This is a genomic window from Pseudomonas sp. B21-053, from assembly GCF_026016365.1.
Lineage (GTDB): Bacteria > Pseudomonadota > Gammaproteobacteria > Pseudomonadales > Pseudomonadaceae > Aquipseudomonas > Aquipseudomonas nunensis.
This window is the reverse complement of record NZ_CP087205.1, coordinates 1839671-1858639: the sequence shown is the minus strand read 5'-3', so window position 1 is coordinate 1858639 and position 18969 is coordinate 1839671. Positions and strand designations below refer to the sequence as shown.

General features: G+C 60.6%; 19 protein-coding genes. All 19 read right to left on the bottom strand.

The annotated features are described in order from the left end of the window. Positions 1-98 precede the first annotated feature (98 nt). Positions 99-1433 carry a flagellar biosynthesis protein FlhF gene (flhF, locus tag LOY68_RS08470; RefSeq protein ID WP_054049359.1) on the bottom strand — a complete coding sequence of 445 codons (1335 nt, stop codon included), beginning with the start codon at positions 1431-1433 and terminating at the stop codon, positions 99-101. An 11-nt stretch (positions 1434-1444) separates the two neighbouring features. Continuing rightward, positions 1445-3574 (bottom strand): flagellar biosynthesis protein FlhA, encoded by a 2130-nt coding sequence (gene flhA, locus LOY68_RS08465; RefSeq protein WP_163909074.1) that lies wholly within the window; start codon positions 3572-3574, stop codon positions 1445-1447. A 235-nt stretch (positions 3575-3809) separates the two neighbouring features. Continuing rightward, complete coding sequence (gene flhB, locus LOY68_RS08460) at positions 3810-4949, bottom strand: flagellar biosynthesis protein FlhB (protein ID WP_163909073.1); 1140 nt, start codon at positions 4947-4949, stop codon at positions 3810-3812. Positions 4950-4952: 3 nt separating this feature from the next. Continuing rightward, positions 4953-5735 carry a flagellar biosynthetic protein FliR gene (gene fliR, locus LOY68_RS08455; protein ID WP_163909072.1) on the bottom strand — a complete coding sequence of 261 codons (783 nt, stop codon included), beginning with the start codon at positions 5733-5735 and terminating at the stop codon, positions 4953-4955. Between the two features lie 3 nt (positions 5736-5738). Beyond that, positions 5739-6008 (bottom strand): flagellar biosynthesis protein FliQ, encoded by a 270-nt coding sequence (gene fliQ / locus LOY68_RS08450; RefSeq protein WP_054049350.1) that lies wholly within the window; start codon positions 6006-6008, stop codon positions 5739-5741. Beyond that, positions 6005-6763, bottom strand: a complete 759-nt coding sequence (gene fliP / locus LOY68_RS08445; protein ID WP_054049348.1) for a flagellar type III secretion system pore protein FliP — start codon at positions 6761-6763, stop codon at positions 6005-6007. Before fliP ends, fliQ begins: the two co-directional genes overlap by 4 nt. Then, the gene (gene fliO, locus LOY68_RS08440; protein WP_054049346.1) at positions 6763-7209 is read right to left on the bottom strand and encodes a flagellar biosynthetic protein FliO; all 447 of its coding nucleotides are present in this window, start codon (positions 7207-7209) and stop codon (positions 6763-6765) included. The genes fliP and fliO overlap by 1 nt, the downstream gene beginning before the upstream one ends. Then, positions 7210-7668 carry a flagellar motor switch protein FliN gene (fliN, locus tag LOY68_RS08435; protein ID WP_054049344.1) on the bottom strand — a complete coding sequence of 153 codons (459 nt, stop codon included), beginning with the start codon at positions 7666-7668 and terminating at the stop codon, positions 7210-7212. It abuts the gene before it with no gap. A 65-nt stretch (positions 7669-7733) separates the two neighbouring features. Beyond that, on the bottom strand, positions 7734-8702 hold the full coding sequence (fliM, locus tag LOY68_RS08430) for a flagellar motor switch protein FliM (protein WP_054049342.1): 969 nt from the start codon (positions 8700-8702) through the stop codon (positions 7734-7736). Between the two features lie 9 nt (positions 8703-8711). Continuing rightward, positions 8712-9218: a flagellar basal body-associated protein FliL gene (fliL, locus tag LOY68_RS08425; RefSeq protein WP_054049339.1), complete on the bottom strand. Its 507-nt coding sequence runs from the start codon at positions 9216-9218 to the stop codon at positions 8712-8714. Positions 9219-9439: 221 nt separating this feature from the next. Next, positions 9440-10822 carry a flagellar hook-length control protein FliK gene (locus LOY68_RS08420; protein WP_265044122.1) on the bottom strand — a complete coding sequence of 461 codons (1383 nt, stop codon included), beginning with the start codon at positions 10820-10822 and terminating at the stop codon, positions 9440-9442. An 83-nt stretch (positions 10823-10905) separates the two neighbouring features. Continuing rightward, positions 10906-11274: an Hpt domain-containing protein gene (locus LOY68_RS08415; protein WP_163909070.1), complete on the bottom strand. Its 369-nt coding sequence runs from the start codon at positions 11272-11274 to the stop codon at positions 10906-10908. A gap of 30 nt (positions 11275-11304) precedes the next feature. After that, positions 11305-13011 (bottom strand): fused response regulator/phosphatase, encoded by a 1707-nt coding sequence (locus LOY68_RS08410; protein ID WP_265045756.1) that lies wholly within the window; start codon positions 13009-13011, stop codon positions 11305-11307. A 5-nt stretch (positions 13012-13016) separates the two neighbouring features. Next, positions 13017-13322, bottom strand: a complete 306-nt coding sequence (locus LOY68_RS08405; protein ID WP_054049335.1) for an STAS domain-containing protein — start codon at positions 13320-13322, stop codon at positions 13017-13019. 215 nt (positions 13323-13537) lie between these two features. After that, a complete protein-coding gene (gene fliJ, locus LOY68_RS08400) occupies positions 13538-13987 on the bottom strand; it encodes a flagellar export protein FliJ (RefSeq protein WP_054049333.1) in 450 nt (149 codons plus the stop codon). A gap of 6 nt (positions 13988-13993) precedes the next feature. Then, a complete protein-coding gene (fliI, locus tag LOY68_RS08395) occupies positions 13994-15352 on the bottom strand; it encodes a flagellar protein export ATPase FliI (RefSeq protein ID WP_054049331.1) in 1359 nt (452 codons plus the stop codon). After that, positions 15342-16160, bottom strand: coding sequence for a flagellar assembly protein FliH (gene fliH, locus LOY68_RS08390; protein WP_265044121.1), 819 nt, complete (start codon positions 16158-16160; stop codon positions 15342-15344). The genes fliI and fliH overlap by 11 nt, the downstream gene beginning before the upstream one ends. 7 nt (positions 16161-16167) lie before the next feature. Next, the gene (fliG, locus tag LOY68_RS08385; RefSeq protein WP_054049327.1) at positions 16168-17187 is read right to left on the bottom strand and encodes a flagellar motor switch protein FliG; all 1020 of its coding nucleotides are present in this window, start codon (positions 17185-17187) and stop codon (positions 16168-16170) included. Continuing rightward, positions 17180-18967: a flagellar basal-body MS-ring/collar protein FliF gene (fliF, locus tag LOY68_RS08380; protein ID WP_163909068.1), complete on the bottom strand. Its 1788-nt coding sequence runs from the start codon at positions 18965-18967 to the stop codon at positions 17180-17182. Before fliF ends, fliG begins: the two co-directional genes overlap by 8 nt. Positions 18968-18969: the final 2 nt, after the last annotated feature.

Sequence of the window (18969 nt, the reverse complement as noted above, 5' to 3'; positions counted from 1 at the left end):
CTTGCATAGACGGAGGCCACATTACTGGCTGCGCGTTCATCAACTGAACAATGCATGGCAGACCATCGATGTAGGTACAAAAATTGTTCATTAGTACCTCAGCCAACCTGCTTGGTCGGGCTGTGGTAAATATCAGCGAACATGTCAGCCATGGCTTCTTCGCTGGGTTCTTCCTGCATTTGCACGCTGACCGCGCGACTGACCAACTGGTGACGCCGCGGCAGATGCAAATCATCTGGAATCCGTGGGCCATCGGTGAGGTAAGCCACCGGCAATTCATGACTGATGGCCAGGCTCAACACCTCGCCCAGACTCGCCGTCTCATCCAGTTTAGTCAGGATGCAGCCGGCCAGCCCACACCGCTTGTAGCTGTGATAAGCAGCGGTTAGAACCTGTTTCTGGCTGGTGGTTGCCAAGACCAGATAATTTTTCGATTTGATCCCGCGACCGGCCAGGCTTTCGAGTTGCATGCGCAGTGCCGGATCGCTGGCTTGCAGGCCTGCGGTATCGATCAGAATTACGCGTTTGCGCAGCAACGGATCCAGCGCCTGCACCAGGGACTGGCCCGGATCGACGTGGGTCACCGACACATTAAGAATGCGGCCCAGCGTCTTGAGTTGTTCCTGGGCGCCGATGCGGTAGCTGTCCATGCTCACCAGCGCGATGCTCTGCGCGCCGTACTTGAGCACATAACGGGCCGCAAGCTTGGCCAGCGTGGTGGTTTTGCCCATGCCGGCTGGGCCGACCATCGCAATCACGCCGCCCTCTTCCAGTGGCTCTACTTCCGGTGTGGCGATCATCCGCGCCAGGTGCGCCAGCAACATGCGCCAGGCCTGACGAGGTTCTTCAATATCGGTAATCAGTGCCAGCAGGTCGCGGGACAACGGGCCGGACAAGCCGATGCGTTGCAGGCGACGCCACAGGTTGGCCTGGGCCGGACGGCTGCCTTGCAGCTGATTCCAGGCCAGGGAGCCGAGTTGCACTTCCATCAGTTCGCGCAGGCTGTTGAGCTCGAAACGCATCGAGTCGAAAGCCCGCGGGTCGACACCGCCGGCGGCTGGCGCAGGGGCCGGCGCTGCACGACGAGGTTCGGAATACGTTGGTTCGATCAGCGGCTCGGCGGCGGTCAACGGCAGGCCGGCGAACAGCTGGCGATTGGTGGTCTTGTCACCGTTGGTCTCGCCTTCGCCACGCAGGCTCAGCTCGGCCTGGGCAGTGACGATGCGCGACTGGGTCTTGCGCAGCTCATCCTCGAGTTCCATGTTCGGAACACGCGGGGCCAGCGCCGACAGTTTGTAATCCAGGGCAGCCGTCAGCTCCACACCACCGGCGATCCGGCGGTTGCCAATAATGGCCGCGTCAGCGCCCAGCTCATCACGAACCAGTTTCATGGCCTGACGCATATCGGCGGCGAAAAAACGCTTAACTTGCATAAACCACTACCTCAGCCGTTGGGCCCTACTGTCGCAACGATGGTCACTTGCTTGTTGTCAGGGATTTCCTGATACGCCAACACGTGCAAACCCGGGACTGCCAGCCTGCCGAAACGCGACAACATCGCACGAACCGGACCGGCTACCAGCAGAATCACCGGTTGACCTTGCATCTCTTGACGCTGTGCCGCATCGATCAACGAGCGTTGCAGCTTCTCTGCCATGCTTGGCTCCAGCAGAACGCCCTCTTCCGAGCCTTGTCCTGCCTTCTGAAGACTATTGAGCAATATTTGTTCCAACCTTGGCTCCAAGGTGATAACTGGCAGCTCCGACTCAGTCCCTACAATGCTTTGGACGATTGCGCGGCTTACGCCGACGCGCACGGCGGCCACCAGCGCGGCAGTATCTTGACTCTTGCTGGCGTTGTTGGCGATGGCCTCGGCAATGCTGCGAATGTCGCGAACCGGCACTTGTTCGGCGAGCAACGCCTGCAAGACCTTGAGCAGTTGCGACAGCGAGACCACGCCCGGCACCAGCTCTTCAGCCAGTTTCGGCGAGCTTTTGGCCAGCAATTGCATGAGTTGCTGCACTTCTTCGTGGCCAATCAGCTCACTGGAGTGCTTGTACAGAATCTGGTTCAAGTGGGTTGCCACCACCGTACTGGCATCCACCACGGTGTAGCCGAGGGACTGTGCCTGGGCACGCTGGCTGATTTCGATCCAGACCGCCTCCAGGCCAAAAGCCGGATCTTTGGCGGTAATGCCGTTCAGCGTGCCGTAGACCTGGCCGGGGTTGATGGCCAGCTCGCGATCCGGGTAAATCTCGGCTTCAGCGAGGATCACGCCCATCAGGGTCAAGCGATAGGCGCTCGGCGCCAAGTCGAGGTTGTCACGAATGTGCACAGTCGGCATCAGGAAGCCCAGGTCCTGGGACAGCTTCTTGCGCACGCCCTTGATCCGCGCCAGCAACTGACCACCCTGGTTACGGTCCACCAGCGGAATCAGGCGATAGCCGACTTCCAGGCCGATCATGTCGATCGGGGTCACGTCATCCCAGCCAAGTTCCTTGGTTTCCTGGGCGCGGGCCGGGGATGGCAGCAGCTCTTGTTGACGCTTGACCTCTTGCAGGGCCTGGACCTTGACCACGCTCTGCTTCTTCCAGAACAGGTACGCGCCGCCGGCCGCCAGGGCCGCCATGCTGAGAAAGGAGAAGTGCGGCATGCCAGGCACCAGGCCCATCACCGCCATCAAACCTGCCGCCACCGCCAACGCTTTGGGCGAGGCGAACATCTGGCGACCGATCTGCTTGCCCATGTCTTCCGAGCCGGAAGCACGGGTCACCATGATCGCCGCTGCTGTAGATAACAACAGTGATGGCAATTGCGCCACCAAACCGTCACCGATGGTCAACAGCGCGTACACCCGACCGGCATCGCCGAAGGTCATGCCGTGCTGGAAGATACCGACCGCCATCCCGCCGATCAGGTTGATGAACAGAATCAGCAGGCCGGCGATGGCGTCACCGCGCACGAATTTGCTGGCACCGTCCATGGAACCGTAGAACTCGGCTTCCTGGGCGACTTCCATGCGGCGCAATTTGGCCTGGTTCTGATCGATCAGGCCGGCGTTGAGGTCGGCGTCGATGGCCATTTGTTTGCCGGGCATCGCATCGAGGGTGAAGCGCGCGCTCACCTCGGAAATCCGCCCGGCACCCTTGGTCACTACGACGAAGTTGATGATCATCAAAATCGCGAAGACCACGATACCGACCACGTAGTTACCGCCGATCACCACCTCACCGAAGGCCTGGATCACCTTACCCGCTGCGGCGTGACCTTCCTGACCGTGAAGCATCACCACCCGCGTGGAGGCCACGTTCAGCGCCAGGCGCATCAGTGTCGCCACCAGCAGGATGGTCGGGAAAACCGCGAAATCCAGTGGCCGCAAGGCGTAGACGCAGACCAGCAGCACAACGATCGACAAGGCGATGTTGAACGTGAAGAACACGTCCAGCAGGAACGGCGGCACCGGCAACATCATCATGGCCAGCATGACCAGCAGCAACAGCGGCACACCCAGATTGCCCCGACTCAAGTCGGCGACGTTTGTGCGAGCACTGTTGATTAACTGAGAGCGATCCACCGGTTTTCCCCGTTCCTTTAAAGCAAACTTTTGACGCCTGAAGCAGACGCAGAGCGGCTACTGCAAGAAGCCTTCCAACTTTTGCGGGGCTTGGAAATAGAGGTTTGTGTGGGCCAGAAAGATCAAAAGATCGCAGCCTCGTTGCACTCGACAGCTCCTACACAGCTCCTACGCAGCTCCTACGTGAAATCCGATCCGGTGTAGGCGCTGTCGAGTGCAACGAGGCTGCGATCTTTTAAGAATCGCGACGCAGATCCGGCGGGATCGGCAGGTCGTCCTTGAGCGGATCCGGGCGCTTGCCCTTGCCGGCGCGATGCTGGCGGATCTGGTAGACGTACGCCAACACCTGGGCAACGGCCAGGTACAGGCCGCCAGGGATTTCCTGGTCGAGTTCGGTGGAGTAGTAGATCGAACGCGCCAGGGCCGGCGATTCGAGCAGCAGCACTTCGTTGGCCACGGCGATTTCGCGGATCTTCAGGGCCAGGAAGTCGCTGCCCTTGGCGAGCAGCATCGGCGCCCCGCCCTTCTCCGGGTCGTACTTGAGCGCCACGGCGTAGTGGGTCGGGTTGGTAATGACCACGTCGGCATCCGGGATCGCCGCCATCATCCGGCGCTGGGACATCTCGCGTTGCAGCTGACGAATCCGCTGCTTGACCTCCGGCCGCCCCTCCTGATCCTTGTGCTCGTCGCGCACTTCCTGCTTGGTCATCAGCAGTTTCTTGTGGCTTTCCCATAACTGCACCGGCACATCGACCGCTGCGATGATGATCAGCCCGCAGGCCATCCACAACGTGCTCCAGCCCACCACTTGCAGGCTATGAATGATCGCCAGTTCCAGTGGTTCGTGGGCAATGCGCTGCAAGTCATCGATGTCCGACGACAACACCGCCAGGGCCACGAACAGCACGATAATGAACTTGGCAAACGCCTTGAGCAGCTCCACCAATGCCTTGGTGGAAAACATTCGCTTAAGGCCGCTGAGCGGGTTCATGCGGCTGAACTTCGGCGCCAGGGAGCCGAACGCAAACAACCAGCCGCCCAGGGAAATCGGACCGATGATCGCCGCCAGCACCAGCGAGATCATGATCGGCTGAATCGACCACAAGCCGATTTGCCCGGAATGCAGCAAGTAATTGGCCATGGATTTCTGGTCCATGATCACTTCCCGGGGCAGGGTGAAGTTGATGCGCATCAACTCCATCATGTCCTGGGCCAGGGCACCGCCGAAAATCAGCAGCGCAGCGGAACCGACCAGCATGATCGCCAGGGTGTTGAGCTCCTTGGAGCGCGCAACCTCGCCTTTGTCGCGGGATTCTTTCTTGCGCTTGTCCGTGGGGTCTTCTGTTTTGTCTTGACCGCTTTCGCTCTCAGCCATGACTCAGCGCGCCTGTGCCAGTTCGCGTAAAAACTGCAGGGCCTCGACGGCCATGGGTTGATACTGGTTGAGAATGTCGCCCAGGCTGACCCAGAGAATGAACATCCCGAGCACCAGGGTCAGCGGAAAACCGATGGAAAAGATGTTCAGTTGCGGCGCCGCCCGGGTCATCACGCCAAATGCAATGTTGACCACCAGCAACGCAGTGACCGCCGGCAACACCAGCACCAACGCCGCACCAAGGACCCAACCGAGCTTGCCGGCCAGTTCCCAGAAATGATTGACCATGAAGCCACTGCCGACCGGCAGCGTGGTGAAGCTTTCGGTGAGGACTTCGAAGACCACCAGGTGGCCATTCATCCCCAGGAACATCAGCGTCACCAGCATGGTGAAGAACTGCCCGATCACCGCCACCGACACGCCGTTGGTAGGGTCGACCATGGACGCGAAGCCCATGCCCATCTGGATCGCGACAATCTGCCCCGCCACCACGAACGCCTGGAAAAATAGCTGCAACGAGAAACCAAGCACCGCGCCGATGATGATCTGCTCGCCGATCAGCAGCAGCCCGCTGAGGTCCAGCGGGTTGACCGGAGGCATCGGCGGCAGCGCCGGCGTGATCACCACCGTAATCGCCAGGGCCAGATACGCCCGCACGCGCCGGGGCACCAGGGTCGTGCCGAAAATCGGCATGACCATCAGCAATGTGCCGACGCGAAACAGCGGCAACATGAACGTCGCCACCCAGGTGCTGATCTGGGTATCGGTCAGTTGCAGCAGCGACATGGCTTAGCCGATGACCATAGGAATGCTGCCGTACAACCGCTGGATGTACTCCATGAAAGTCTGCACCAGCCACGGGCCGGCGACGATCAGCGTCACCAGCATCACCAACAGGCGCGGCAGGAAGCTCAAAGTCTGTTCGTTGATCTGGGTCGCCGCCTGGAACATGGCGACCAACAGGCCCACCAGCAGGCTCGGAATCACCAGCACCGCGACCATCATCGTGGTCAACCACAGCGCATCCCGGAAGATGTCTACGGCGACTTCTGGCGTCATGGCGAAACACCTCCGAAACTGCTGGCCAATGTGCCGATGATCAACGCCCAGCCATCCACCAGCACGAACAGCATGATCTTGAACGGCAGGGAAATGATCAGTGGCGAGAGCATCATCATGCCCATGGCCATCAGCACACTGGCCACGACCAGGTCGATGATCAGGAACGGAATGAAGATCATGAAGCCGATCTGGAAAGCGGTCTTAAGCTCCGAGGTCACGAACGCCGGCACCAGGATGGTCAGCGGCGCCTGATCCGGCGTGGCAATGTCCGTACGCTTGGACAGGCGCATGAACAATTCCAGATCGCTGGTGCGGGTCTGGGCCAGCATGAAGTCCTTGATCGGCACTTGCGCCTTGAGCACGGCATCCTGCGCGGTCATTTTCTCCGCGAGGTAAGGCTGCAAGGCATCGTTGTTCACTCGGTCGAATACCGGCGCCATGATGAACATGGTCAGGAACAGCGCCATGCCGGTGAGGATCTGGTTCGACGGCGTCTGCTGCAAGCCCAGGGCCTGGCGCAGGATCGAGAAGACGATGATGATCCGGGTGAAACTGGTCATCAGCATGACGAACGCTGGAATAAAGCTCAGCGCGGTCATGATCAGCAGGATTTGCAGGCTGACCGAATATTCCTGCGCACCCTGCGCATTGGTGCCCAGGGTGATGGCCGGGATCGACAGCGGATCGGCGGCAAATGCCAGCGGCGCTGCCAGCATCAGGGCCAGGGTCAAGACGATGCGGAGCGCACCCATTACTTCTTATCCTTCTGATCCTTGCCCAACAGTTCCATCAGGCGCTGGGCAAATTCCGGGGTCGATTTTTCCGTCGCGCTCGGCACGTGCACCGGCTCTTTGAGCACGTGCAACGCGGTGATGGTGCCAGGGCTCAGGCCGAGCAGAATCTGCTCGTTGCCGACCTGCACCAGCATCAACCGGTCACGCGGGCCCAAGGCGCGGGAACCGATGATATCGATCACCTGGCCCTTGCCGGCGGGTCCGGCTTGCTGCACCCGGCGCAGCAGCCAGGCGAGGAAGAAGATCAACCCCAGCACCAGCAGCAGGCCGAAGACCAATTGCGTCAATTGCCCGGCCATGCCGCTGCTGGCTACCGGTGCAGCGGCGGCCGTCGCGGTGGCCACCGGCTCGGCAGCCAAAGCACTGAGCGGCAACGCCAGTACAAACCCCAGAACCTTGTTCACTTAGCGCAGCTTCTTGATACGTTCGCTTGGGCTGATCACGTCCGTCAGGCGGATGCCGAACTTCTCGTTGACCACAACCACTTCGCCGTGGGCGATCAGGGTGCCGTTGACCAGCACGTCCAGCGGTTCACCGGCCAGGCGATCAAGCTCGATCACCGAACCCTGGTTGAGTTGCAGCAGGTTACGGATGTTGATGTCGGTGCTGCCGACTTCCATGGAGATCGACACCGGGATGTCGAGGATCACGTCCAGGTTCGGGCCGTCCAGGGTGACCTGCTCGTGGTTCTTCGGCACGCTGCCGAACTCTTCCATCTGCAGACGGTTGGAGGCCGAGCCACCAGTGTCGGCGGCCAACAGGGCATCGATATCGTCCTGGCCGGCATCACCGGTTTCTTCCAGTGCGGCAGCCCATTCATCAGCCAGTGCCTGGTCGTCCTGGGCGTTCATATCGTCGTTCATCGTGTGTCCTCGGTAACTCTTCGATCAGAAGCAGTCATGTGGCAAATAGGGGGTTGGAGCGCCGGTCAGCGGCGCTCGATCGGCTCGATTACCTGCAACGCGAGGTTGCCTTTGTGCGAGCCCATCTTGACCTTGAACGCAGGCACGCCGTTGGCGCGCATGATCATTTCGTCCGGCATCTCGACCGGGATGATGTCACCCGGCTGCATGTGCAGGATGTCGCGCAGGCGCAACTGGCGGCGGGCCACGGTGGCGCCAATCGGCACATCCACGTCCAACACGTCCTGGCGCAGGGCGTTGACCCAGCGCTCGTCCTGGTCATCGAGGTCCGACTGGAAGCCGGCATCGAGCATTTCGCGCACCGGCTCGATCATCGAGTACGGCATGGTCACGTGCAGGTCGCCGCCACCGCCATCGAGTTCGATGTGGAACGTGGACACCACAATCGCTTCGCTCGGGCCGACGATGTTGGCCATGGCCGGGTTCACTTCCGAGTTGATGTACTCGAAGTTGACTTCCATGATCGCCTGCCAGGCTTCTTTCAAATCGATGAAAGCCTGCTCCAGCACCATGCGCACCACACGCAGCTCGGTCGGGGTGAATTCACGCCCTTCGATCTTCGCGTGACGGCCATCGCCGCCGAAGAAGTTGTCCACCAGTTTGAACACCAGTTTGGCGTCAAGGATGAACAGCGCGGTGCCGCGCAACGGCTTGATCTTGACCAGGTTGAGGCTGGTCGGCACGTACAGCGAGTGCACGTATTCACCGAACTTCATCACCTGCACGCCACCGACGGCAACGTCCGCCGAGCGGCGCAGCATGTTGAACATGCTGATGCGGGTGTAGCGGGCGAAACGCTCGTTGATCATTTCCAGGGTCGGCATGCGTCCGCGGACGATCCGATCCTGGCTGGTCAGGTCATAACTTTTGACGCTGCCGGGTTCGGAAGCGGTATCGGTCTGTACCAGACCATCGTCGACGCCATGCAACAGCGCATCGATCTCATCCTGGGACAGCAGGTCCTGCACGGCCATGTCGTGTTCCTACTGCAGTACGAAATTAGTGAAAAGCAACTGTTCGATCACCACTTTGCCGAGCTCTTTCTGCGCCACTTCCTGGACGCTGGCGGTGGCCTTCTGACGCAACATTTCCTGGCCGACCGGGGTCGCGAGGGTGGCGAAATCCTGGCCGGAGAACAGCATGACGAGGTTATTGCGAATGACCGGCATGTGCACTTTCAGCGCTTCCAGATCCGCCTGGTTACGACCCTGCATGGTGATACTCACCTGCATGTAGCGCTGGCGGCCGTTCTGGTTGTAGTTGGCGACGAAGGCCGGCGCCATCGGCTCGAAAACTGCGGGTTGCTTGCCGGCCGGTGCGGTTTCAGCCGCTACGGCAGGTTTGCTCTGGGCACTGTGCATGAAGTACCAGGTGGCCCCCACGGACAAACCGATCGCCAGCAGCACCGCCACTACGATCGCAATGATCAGCTTGAGTTTGCCTTTGGTTGCAGGGTCTTTAACCACTGCTGCTGCTTCGCTCTTCGCCATGCCAATAATCCGTCACTATTCAGGTTTTCACAGTTGCACGGCAAGGCAAGAGCAAGTGTTATGCCAGAAGTGGCGCTGAGAAATTAAGCGAGGACTGACTAAGCACCACAAACCAATGTGGGAGCGGGCTTGCTCGCGAATGCGGTGTAACAGACGACATAAATGTTGAATGTTGAACCGCATTCGCGAGCAAGCCCGCTCCCACAGGGTATGGCATTTGATCAGGCGTAGTAGTCGACGGCGCTGGAGCCGATGACGCTGGTGGTGCTGGCGGCCACTTCGGCGATGCTCGGCACAATCTCGTCATCCATGCCATCCACCCGACCACCACTGGCGCTGGTGCGACCGCTCTGCCCCTGCTGTGCCTGTTGATCCTGTCCCTGGCCCTGCCAGCCACGGGACTGGTCGGACACGTTGACATCGACCTGGCCCATGCCCTGTTGCGCGAACATGTCACGCAGGCGATGCATTTGCCCGTCCAGTGCTTCGCGCACGCTCGGGTGAGCACTCATGAAGGTCACTTGGGTCTGCTGGTCCGGCACCATGTTCACCCGAATATCCAGGCGCCCCAGCTCGGCCGGTTGCAACTGAATGTCGGCGGCCTTGAGGTTGGTGCTGGACAGGTACATGACCCGGTTCACCACTTCCTCGGTCCAGCCACTCTGGTGCATGGCGATCGGCTGATTGACCGGCAGCGCATTGGCGGTTTTCGGCGTGGCAGCCTGGGTCAATGCCGCGAGACGGCTGGCGAAATCATCGACCCGGGTATCGCTGCTGGAAGACGTCAGGTCCTTGAGCCCTTCATTAAGCAAACCACTGAAAGCTTTTTCGCCGCCCTGACTGGTGCTGTCCTTGTCGCCTTTCACATCGAGCATGGTCGCCATGCCAGCGGCGAAGTTTTGCGCCGAGGTCAGGTCGCCGTCGGCGGAGGCCTGGGCCGGTGTCGCTTTGGATTGAGACTGGCTGGAGGCGGACACGTGACCGCTTTGCTCCATGGCCATGCGCAGGGCTGGCAGCGCATCGAGAGGATCGGCCTCAGGATCGAAATCCGTGTCGGCGGTCGCGGCAGCTTGCGCCGGAACGGCAGTCGCAGCGGCAGCAACAGCCGGCAACTCGGTTTGTGGTTGTTCAGTCGCGACCACGGCTGGTGTCTGCGCTACTGGCGCGGGAGTCACTGGCGCCACCGCTTGCATCACGGCAGGATCCAGCGTCGGGTCAACCGGCGGAGTATCGACCGCGACCGGCGTATCGGTAACGTCCGCGCCCGCTTCACTGTCGCTGGCGCTCTGGTCGTCCGTGGATGTCGGCGCCGGTTTATCGGCGGGCAAGGATTTGCCGCTATCGGCAACCGTCGGCTTCGAGGCGGCAGACTTATCGTTGCTGACGTCCTTTTTTGCCGGGCTGTCCGGGGTTTTATCCTTGCCCGGTTTGACTGGCGCATCAGCCACCGCGGACGGCTTGTTTTGGGCCTGATTGGCGAAGACGTTGGCGAAGCTGGATGCTTTATCCCCAGGCTCAGCGGCCACTGCCGGCGTATTGGCGGTGGCGGCTTGAGGCTTGGCCTTGGCAGCGGCCTGAAGAAGCGAATTGGGGGTAACGGGCATGACGCGGTCTCCGCTGCACTGGGATCGTAGGTACAGTTGCGAGAGATAACTGCAAAGGTCGAGCCAGGCCAGCCAAATAAAGTCTAAAAGCGCCGGACGGTCGCACTGCCAGCCAGTGAGCGTTGGCGCTCGGCTTCGTAGAGCGGGCGAACAATCGCGAATTCGCCGTCGATTTCCCCGACCAGTTGTTCGATGCCGGCGAGGCTCTTTTGCCTGGCGCGTTGCTCCAGCTCATTGCACAGCTCGGCCAGGCGAATGGCACCCATGTTGCTGCTGCTGCCTTTGAAGCTATGGGCAGCGTTCATCAGTTGCGCAGCATCTTCAGCTTGGCGCAGGACGCGCAAGCGCTCTTCGGAGTCGGCGATGAAGGTATCCAGCAAAGTCGGATACTCGTCCTCCATCACTTCCTGCAACGCGCTCAGTACGTCGCGATCCAGATGTGTGTCAGCCACTTGTTCACTCCTTGATCAAGAATTCGCGGATTATGACAGAGCCTCCCAGTAAAACTCCACGTGTGCACTACGACCATCGTCGGACCAGCTCGCCTTGCGGCTCAACTGGCGGATCAGACTGACACCACGCCCCGATAGACGGACGCCATCCACGGGCCGCTCCATCACTCGCGCCACATCGAAACCTTTGCCACTGTCATCGACCCGAATGCTCAGGCGACCACCCTCACCTTCGGGCGTCACCTGCAAATGCAAGCGCACATAACCGTCCTGCAACTGGTCCAGACGTGTATTGCGCTCCTGATAATAACGCGCAAAACCCGAGGCATCGCGTTTGAGCGTGGAGTCCAGCCCGAGTACTCCGTGCTCCAGGGCATTGGAATACAGTTCGGCCAGAACACTATACAACGCGCCGCTTTGCGCCCGCAGGCCGTGGACCTCAAGCAATAATTGCAATAGATAGGGCAGCGGATTGAAGCGTTTAAGGGTAGCGGCGCGGAACTCGAAACTCACCGACCAATCCAGCGGGCAGGACTGGCCACTGTCGGAATACACCAGCGCCGGCGGGTTCAGTTGGGCCGCCTCCAGTAGACTGACTTCGACCATGCTCACATCGTCCCGGGCTTCGCCCCGGAAGTCGTACAGGGCCTGTTCGATCTCCTCGAACAACGCATCGGGTCGGCGGTTGGCGGTAAACACCTGTTCCAGGCGCTCCACGCCAAACAGTTGCTCGTTGGCATCGCAGGTATCGATCACCCCGTCGGACAACAGGAAGACCCGATCACCGACCGCCATCGGAAACACTTCCGTGCGATCGTTAAAGGTTTGCGGGCTCAATACGCCCAATGGCAAGTGCCGTGCGGTCAGCGGCGTACGCTCGCCAGTGGTGTTGCTGTGCAGGTAACCGTCCGGCATCCCGCCATTCCAGACTTCCACCGAACGACGCTGGAAGCTCAGGCACAGCAGGGTTGCGCAACAGAACATGTCCACCGGCAGGATGCGCTTGAGCTTGGCGTTCATCTCCCGGAGCATTTCGGACAAGCCGTAGCCTTTGGCAGTCATGCCGTAGAACACTTCCGCCAGCGGCATGGCGCCGACGGCGGCCGGCAAGCCATGGCCAGTGAAATCGCCGAGCAGCACGTGCATGTCGCCAGCCGGGTTAAACGATGCCAACAGCAAATCGCCGTTGAACAGCGCATAGGGCGATTGCAGGTAACGGATATTCGGCGCGTTGAGGCAACCAGAGTGGGCGACTTTATCGAAAACCGCCTTGGCCACCCGTTGCTCGTTGAGCAAGTACTCGTGGTGCCTGGCTATCTGGTCACGCTGCTCAAGCACTGTGGCTTGCAAGCGGCGCAAGCGGTCCATCGCCTTGATCTTGGCGGCGAGGATTACCTGGTTGTAGGGCTTCGCCAGAAAGTCGTCGCCGCCAGCCTCCAGGCAACGAGCCAAGGCTTCGCTTTCGGTCAATGACGTCAGGAAGATGATCGGCACCAGGGTTTCCCCGGCCAGCGCCTTGATCTGCCGCGCCGCCTCGAAACCGTCCATCACCGGCATCATGGCGTCCATCAACACCAATTGCGGACGTTGCTCGCGAAACGCTTCGACCGCCTCGGCACCGTTGGCCGCTGTCAGTACTTCATGGCCCTGGCGCCGGACGATACTCGACAGCAGCATTCTATCGGCCGCACTGTCTTCAGCGATCAGGATCGTCAGCGGTTCGAACAACGGCTGCACGGCGTTCACGCCACGTCGAAGATTTGTTCGAAGTTGGAGATCGCGAGGATCTTGCGCACGTCTGCGTTCGCGTGGGTCAACGAGATCTCGGCGTTCTCGCCTCCGGCGTGATCACGCAACAGCAACAACATGCCGAGGGCCGAACTGTCGAGGTAAGTGGCGTCCTTGAGGTTGACTTCGAAGGACTCGGGTTTGGGTTGGAGGTTTTCGTAGGATTCACGAAATTCCTGATGCTTGGCAAAATCGAATCGTCCCTTGATCGAAATCGTCAGCTTTTGCCCATCTTGGGAGACTTCTGTAACGACTGACATTTAACGGCTTCCTTGTCATTGAACAACGTGTGTACAAGGTTTAGCACTTGGCGGGGACGGCGGCAAGGCGGGAAGTGTCTGTAAATCTGGACATTCTCGGTGAATGTGAGGGCCTCTTCGCGAGCAAGCCCGCTCCCACAGGGGGATCCGCTGTGTGACGGAGATCAAATGTGTGCGAGCCTGCTCGCGAAGAACGATGACGCGGTCAACCTGCTTTAATACGGATCCTGCCGCGGCAAGCGCTGGGACAGTTCATCCAGCAGCTTCTGCTCGCGCCGGTCTTCGAGCTTGCGCGCCTCGTCCATGTAGCGCTGCACAAGTTTGCGCAAACCTTCAACCCGGGCAAACGCCTGCTGCCAGGAGTCCCGCGCTTTGGTCAGGTTGTTTTGGTGCCACACCAGGCTCTGGCGCTGCTGATCGATGGCCGTGCCCAGTTGCGCCAGAAAGCCCTGATAACCCAGCAGCCACTGGCCGGAAACGCCACTGCTGCCACGGATGATCCACTGTTCCTGGTAATCGAGGCGAAAGGCTTCAAGGTCGGCGAGTTTGCTCTCGGCCAGGCGCACCTGGCCCTGGAAGTGCCCCAGACGCTGGACCGCGGCTTTCTCGGCCTTCTCGGCCATTTCAACCACGGGTGCCAGGCGCCCTGCGCGACTCTGGGCCATGACCGGTTAACCGCCGGCCGCAGGGGCGAAGATCGTGCCGAGGTAGGCTTCGCTTTCGCCCAGGCTGATGCTGTCGTTCAAGCCTTGGCGCAGGTAGCGGACCAATTGTGGCTGCAATGAGATCGCCAGGTCGGTTTCCCGATCGCCACCGGCCACATAGGCACCGACGCTGATCAAGTCGCGACTCTGCTGATAACGCGACCACAGCTGCTTGAAATACTGGGCGCGCATCATGTGTTCCGGGGTGACCACCGACGGCATGACCCGGCTGATCGACGCTTCGATGTCGATGGCCGGGTAATGCCCTTCCTCGGCCAGGCGCCGGGACAGCACGATGTGGCCGTCGAGCACGCCTCGCGCGGCGTCGGCAATCGGGTCCTGCTGGTCATCGCCTTCGGACAAAACCGTATAGAACGCGGTGATCGAACCGCCGCCCTTCTCGGCATTACCGGCCCGCTCCACCAGTTTCGGCAACTTGGCGAACACCGACGGCGGATAACCCTTGGTCGCAGGCGGCTCACCGATGGCCAGGGCGATTTCCCGCTGGGCCTGGGCGAAACGAGTCAGCGAATCCATGAGCAACAGAACATTCTTGCCCTTGTCGCGGAAATATTCAGCGATGCGCGTGCAGTACATCGCGGCGCGCAGACGCATCAGCGGCGCATCATCCGCTGGCGAGGCGACGACGACCGAACGCTTGAGCCCTTCTTCACCGAGAATGTGCTCGATGAATTCTTTAACTTCACGACCCCGCTCACCGATCAGCCCGACCACGATAATGTCGGCCTCGGTAAAACGGGTCATCATGCCCAGCAGCACCGATTTACCGACACCGGTACCGGCGAACAGCCCCAGACGCTGACCGCGACCGACCGTCAACAAACCATTGATGCAACGAATGCCAACGTCCAGCGGTTCGCTGATCGGGTGGCGCTTGAGCGGGTTGATCGTCGGGCCATCCATCGGCACCCAGTCTTCGGCTTTCATCCCGCCCTTGCCGTCGAGTGCGCGACCGGCACCGTCGAGCACCCGGCCGAGCATGCTCATGCCCATCGGCAAACGACCGGTATCGGCCAGCGGCACCACGCGCGCGCCGGGCGCAATGCCGGCGACGCTGCCGACCGGCATCAGAAAGACTTTGGCGCCGGAGAAGCCCATGACCTCGGCTTCGACCTGTACCGGATGATAACTGTCGTCGTTGATGACCATGCAGCGGCTGCCCATGGCGGCGCGCAAACCTTCAGCTTCTAGGGTCAGGCCAACCATGCGCAGCAGGCGACCTTCAAGGATCGGCGCGCCTTCCAGTTCCGTGGCCTCGGCGTAGCCGCTCAGGCGCTTGGCGAAACTGGTGCGTTCAAGGCGCATCGGGGGTGTCCGGTTCTGGCGGCAGTTCGGCTTCTGGCTCAACCGCAGGTTTTGCCTCAACCGGCAGTTCCAGGCTCAAGTCCGGTGCTGCCGGGTGCAAGGCTTGTTCATGCAGTTGATCGAACAGTTTGTCCATGATCCGCGCGACGCGGGTTTCGACGGTGGCATCGATGCGGCTGTGCTCGGTTTCAACCCGGCAACCACCGGGCAACAGCGCCTCGTCCTCGACGATGCGCCAGGTTTCTTCATGGCGCTCGCGCAGGGCTTTGACCTGTTCGAAATCCTGGGGATTGATGTACAGCCGCACATTGCCCACGCCCAGCGGCAGCAGCTTGAGGGCTTCACGCATGACGCTTTCGATCTGCGTGGAATCGATGGCGAGTTCGCGCTGAATCACCTGCTTGGTGATGTGCTGCACGAGATCAACCAGCGACTTTTCGATCTGCGAATCCTGCTCGGCGATGGGCTCGAACAGATGGCCCATCAGCTGTTCCAGGCTCGCAATCTTGGCGGTCAGGGCCACTTCGGCTTCCTGACGGACCTTGAGCGTGGTGCTGTGGAAACCTTCTTTTTCGCCCGTGGCGAAGCCTTCGTTGTAAGCCTCCTGGCGGATGCTTTCGAGTTCTTCGAGGGTCAGTGGCTGGACTTCTTCCAGCGGCACTTCTTCCATTTCCGGCGGTTCGGGCTCGGGTTCCGGCTCGGGCTCCGGCACATGCGGGTCGAAGCTGGGCAACGACCAGACGTCGAACCCACTGACCCCGGTGCCACGGATCAGGTCAGTGTTGGACTCATCATGTTTGGACGACATAGTGACCTTAGATCATCTCTTCGCCACCCTTCCCACCGAGAACGATTTCTCCGGCTTCGGCCATACGGCGGGCAATGGTGAGGATTTCTTTCTGTGCGGTTTCCACGTCGCTGACACGTACCGGGCCTTTGGCCTCGAGGTCGTCGCGCAACAGTTCGGCCGCTCGTTTGGACATGTTCTTGAAGATCTTTTCCTTGACGCCTTCGTCCGAACCCTTGAGGGCCAGCACCAGTACGTCGGAAGACACTTCGCGCAGCAATGCCTGGATGCCACGGTCGTCGACATCGGACAGGTTGTTGAACACGAACATGAGGTCTTCGATCTGACCGGACAGGTCTTCGTCGACTTCGCGGATCGAGTCCATGAGCTGACCTTCGATCGAGCTGTCGAGGAAGTTCATGATATCGGCCGCACGCTTGATGCCACCCAGGGTGGTGCGCGAGGCATTCGAGTTGCCGGAGAACTGCTTCTCGAGAATCTGGTTGAGTTCTTTCAGGGCCGCTGGCTGCACGGTGTTCAACGACGAGACGCGCAGGATGATGTCCAGGCGCACCTTGTGGTCGAAGTTGCCGAGTACTTCACCGGCCTGATCCGGGTCGAGGTACGCCACGACGATCGCCTGGATCTGTGGGTGCTCGTAACGGATAACGTCGGCGACGGCGCGCGGTTCCATCCACTTCAGGCTGTCGAGGCCGCTGGTGTTGCCACCCAGCAGGATGCGGTCGATCAGACCGTTGGCCTTGTCTTCGCCCAGGGCCTGGGTGAGCATTTTGCGCACGTAGTCGTCGGAGCCGACGCCCAGGCTGGTCTGATCGCCGACGATTTCGACGAACTCGCTCATCACCTGCTCGACCTGCTCGCGGTGCACGTTACCCATTTGCGCCATGGCCACACCCACACGCTGGACCTCTTTAGGCCCCATGTGGCGCAGCACTTGGGCGGCGTCAGTCGAACCGAGGGACAGCAGCAGAATCGCGGCTTTATCGACCCGGGACAGTTTGGCGACAGCGGCTCGGTTATCACTCATCTGCGTTAATCCACTCTTTCACGACCTGGGCCACACGACCCGGATCTTCTGCCACCAAACTTTTGATTGCATTCAACTGTGCGTCATAGCCTTCGCTCGGGCTCGGCAGCAGGATGCTTTGCGGGCCGCCGAGGCTGACGCGGTCGTTGGCCAGTTCGCCGTCCAGGCCGCCCATGCCACCCAACTCGACGTCGCTGCCCAGACCGGCCAGTTGTTTGCCTTTGCCGCCACCGGTGATGTTGTTGAGCACCGGACGCAACACGCCGAACACCAGCACCAGAATGAACAACACACCCAGCACTTGTTTGACGATGTCCCAGAACCAAGGCTGGGAGTAGAACGGAATATCGGCAATCACTTCGCCGCGCTCGGCGGAGAACGGCATGTTGATCACGCTGACGCTGTCACCACGGCTGGCGTCGAAACCGACGGCGTCCTGGACCAAGCGAGTGAAGCGCGCCAATTCGTCGGCGCTCCACGGCGCACGAGTGGTTTCACCGTTGGCCGCATTGATCTTGACCTGGTCATCCACCACCACCGACACCGACAGGCGATTCAAACGGCCCTGTTGCTGTTTGGTGTGGCTGATGGAGCGGTCAAGCTCGAAGTTCTTGGTGGATTGTTGACGCTTGTCCGCCGGGTAAGGTGCAAGCATAGGCTGACCGGTGGTCGGGTCCATGATTTGCTGACCATTGGCATCGAGCAATGGCTGGCCTGGCTGCACCATGCCGGCCGACGCGGTGGCGCCACCGGTGGTTTGTGGCGCCGAAGCAGGCGATGGCGGTTGGTTGCTCAGGGCACCCGGCACGCCTTGCGGACCATTGCTGGCGGTGCGTTGTTCAGAGGTCGATTGCTCGCTGCGCAACGCCGGTTGGTCCGGGTTGAACTGCTCGGAGGTCGATTCGACAGCGCTGAAATCCACGTCAGCCGAGACTTCGGCTTTATAGCGGTCGTTGCCCAACACCGGTTGCAGGATGTTGTGCACACGCTGGGTCAGCATGCTTTCCATGCGGCGGCTGTAATCAAACTGCTTGCCGGCCATGGTCAGTTCGGAGTTCTCCGCCTGATCCGACAGCAGGTTGCCCTTCTGGTCGACGACGGTGATCTGCGACTTGCTCAGTTCGGGAACACTGGTGGCCACCAGGTTGATGATCGCCAGTACCTGACCTGGCTCCAGGGAGCGGCCGGAATACAGTTCAACCAGGATCGAAGCGCTCGGCTTGCGCTCATCGCGCACGAACACCGAACTTTTCGGAATCGCCAGGTGCACGCGGGCACCCTTGACGTTGTTCAGGCTGGAGATGGTACGCGCCAGTTCACCTTCGAGGCCGCGACGATAACGGGTCGCTTCCATGAACTGGCTGGTCCCCAGGCCCTGGTCCTTGTCGAGGATTTCAAAACCGACGTTGCCATCGCTGGGAGTGACACCAGCGGCCGCGAGCTTGAGTCGCGCACGGGACACATCATCGGCCTTGACCAGCAAGGCACCGGAGTTCGGTTCAACGGTGTAAGGAATGTCAGCGGCGGCCAGGGTTTCCATGACCTGCTTGGCGTCCATACCGGCAAGGCTGCCGTACAGAGGCCGGTAGTCCGGCTGCTGCGACCACAGCACCACGGCAAAGCCAATCGCCACGCTCGCAGCCAGGCCGACCAACAGGCCTACCTGACGCAACATGGTCATCTCTGAGAGGTTTTCCAGGAAGGACAACCCGAACAGCGGCGGTTTGCCGTCTATTGGAGTGGCCTTGGCCGGAACATTATCGACGGCTGCTTCTGCCATGA

Coding starts and splice junctions, on each gene's coding strand:
- flhF (WP_054049359.1), bottom strand. CDS start 1,433: ATGCAAGTTAAGCGTTTTTTCGCCGCCGATATGCGTCAGGCCATGAAA.
- fliM (WP_054049342.1), bottom strand. CDS start 8,702: ATGGCCGTGCAGGACCTGCTGTCCCAGGATGAGATCGATGCGCTGTTG.
- fliR (WP_163909072.1), bottom strand. CDS start 5,735: ATGTCGCTGCTGCAACTGACCGATACCCAGATCAGCACCTGGGTGGCG.
- fliQ (WP_054049350.1), bottom strand. CDS start 6,008: ATGACGCCAGAAGTCGCCGTAGACATCTTCCGGGATGCGCTGTGGTTG.
- fliG (WP_054049327.1), bottom strand. CDS start 17,187: ATGAGTGATAACCGAGCCGCTGTCGCCAAACTGTCCCGGGTCGATAAA.
- fliL (WP_054049339.1), bottom strand. CDS start 9,218: ATGGCGAAGAGCGAAGCAGCAGCAGTGGTTAAAGACCCTGCAACCAAA.
- fliH (WP_265044121.1), bottom strand. CDS start 16,160: ATGTCGTCCAAACATGATGAGTCCAACACTGACCTGATCCGTGGCACC.
- LOY68_RS08405 (WP_054049335.1), bottom strand. CDS start 13,322: ATGTCAGTCGTTACAGAAGTCTCCCAAGATGGGCAAAAGCTGACGATT.
- fliI (WP_054049331.1), bottom strand. CDS start 15,352: ATGCGCCTTGAACGCACCAGTTTCGCCAAGCGCCTGAGCGGCTACGCC.
- fliJ (WP_054049333.1), bottom strand. CDS start 13,987: ATGGCCCAGAGTCGCGCAGGGCGCCTGGCACCCGTGGTTGAAATGGCC.
- fliN (WP_054049344.1), bottom strand. CDS start 7,668: ATGAACGACGATATGAACGCCCAGGACGACCAGGCACTGGCTGATGAA.
- flhB (WP_163909073.1), bottom strand. CDS start 4,949: ATGGCTGAGAGCGAAAGCGGTCAAGACAAAACAGAAGACCCCACGGAC.
- fliF (WP_163909068.1), bottom strand. CDS start 18,967: ATGGCAGAAGCAGCCGTCGATAATGTTCCGGCCAAGGCCACTCCAATA.
- LOY68_RS08420 (WP_265044122.1), bottom strand. CDS start 10,822: ATGCCCGTTACCCCCAATTCGCTTCTTCAGGCCGCTGCCAAGGCCAAG.
- fliP (WP_054049348.1), bottom strand. CDS start 6,763: ATGGGTGCGCTCCGCATCGTCTTGACCCTGGCCCTGATGCTGGCAGCG.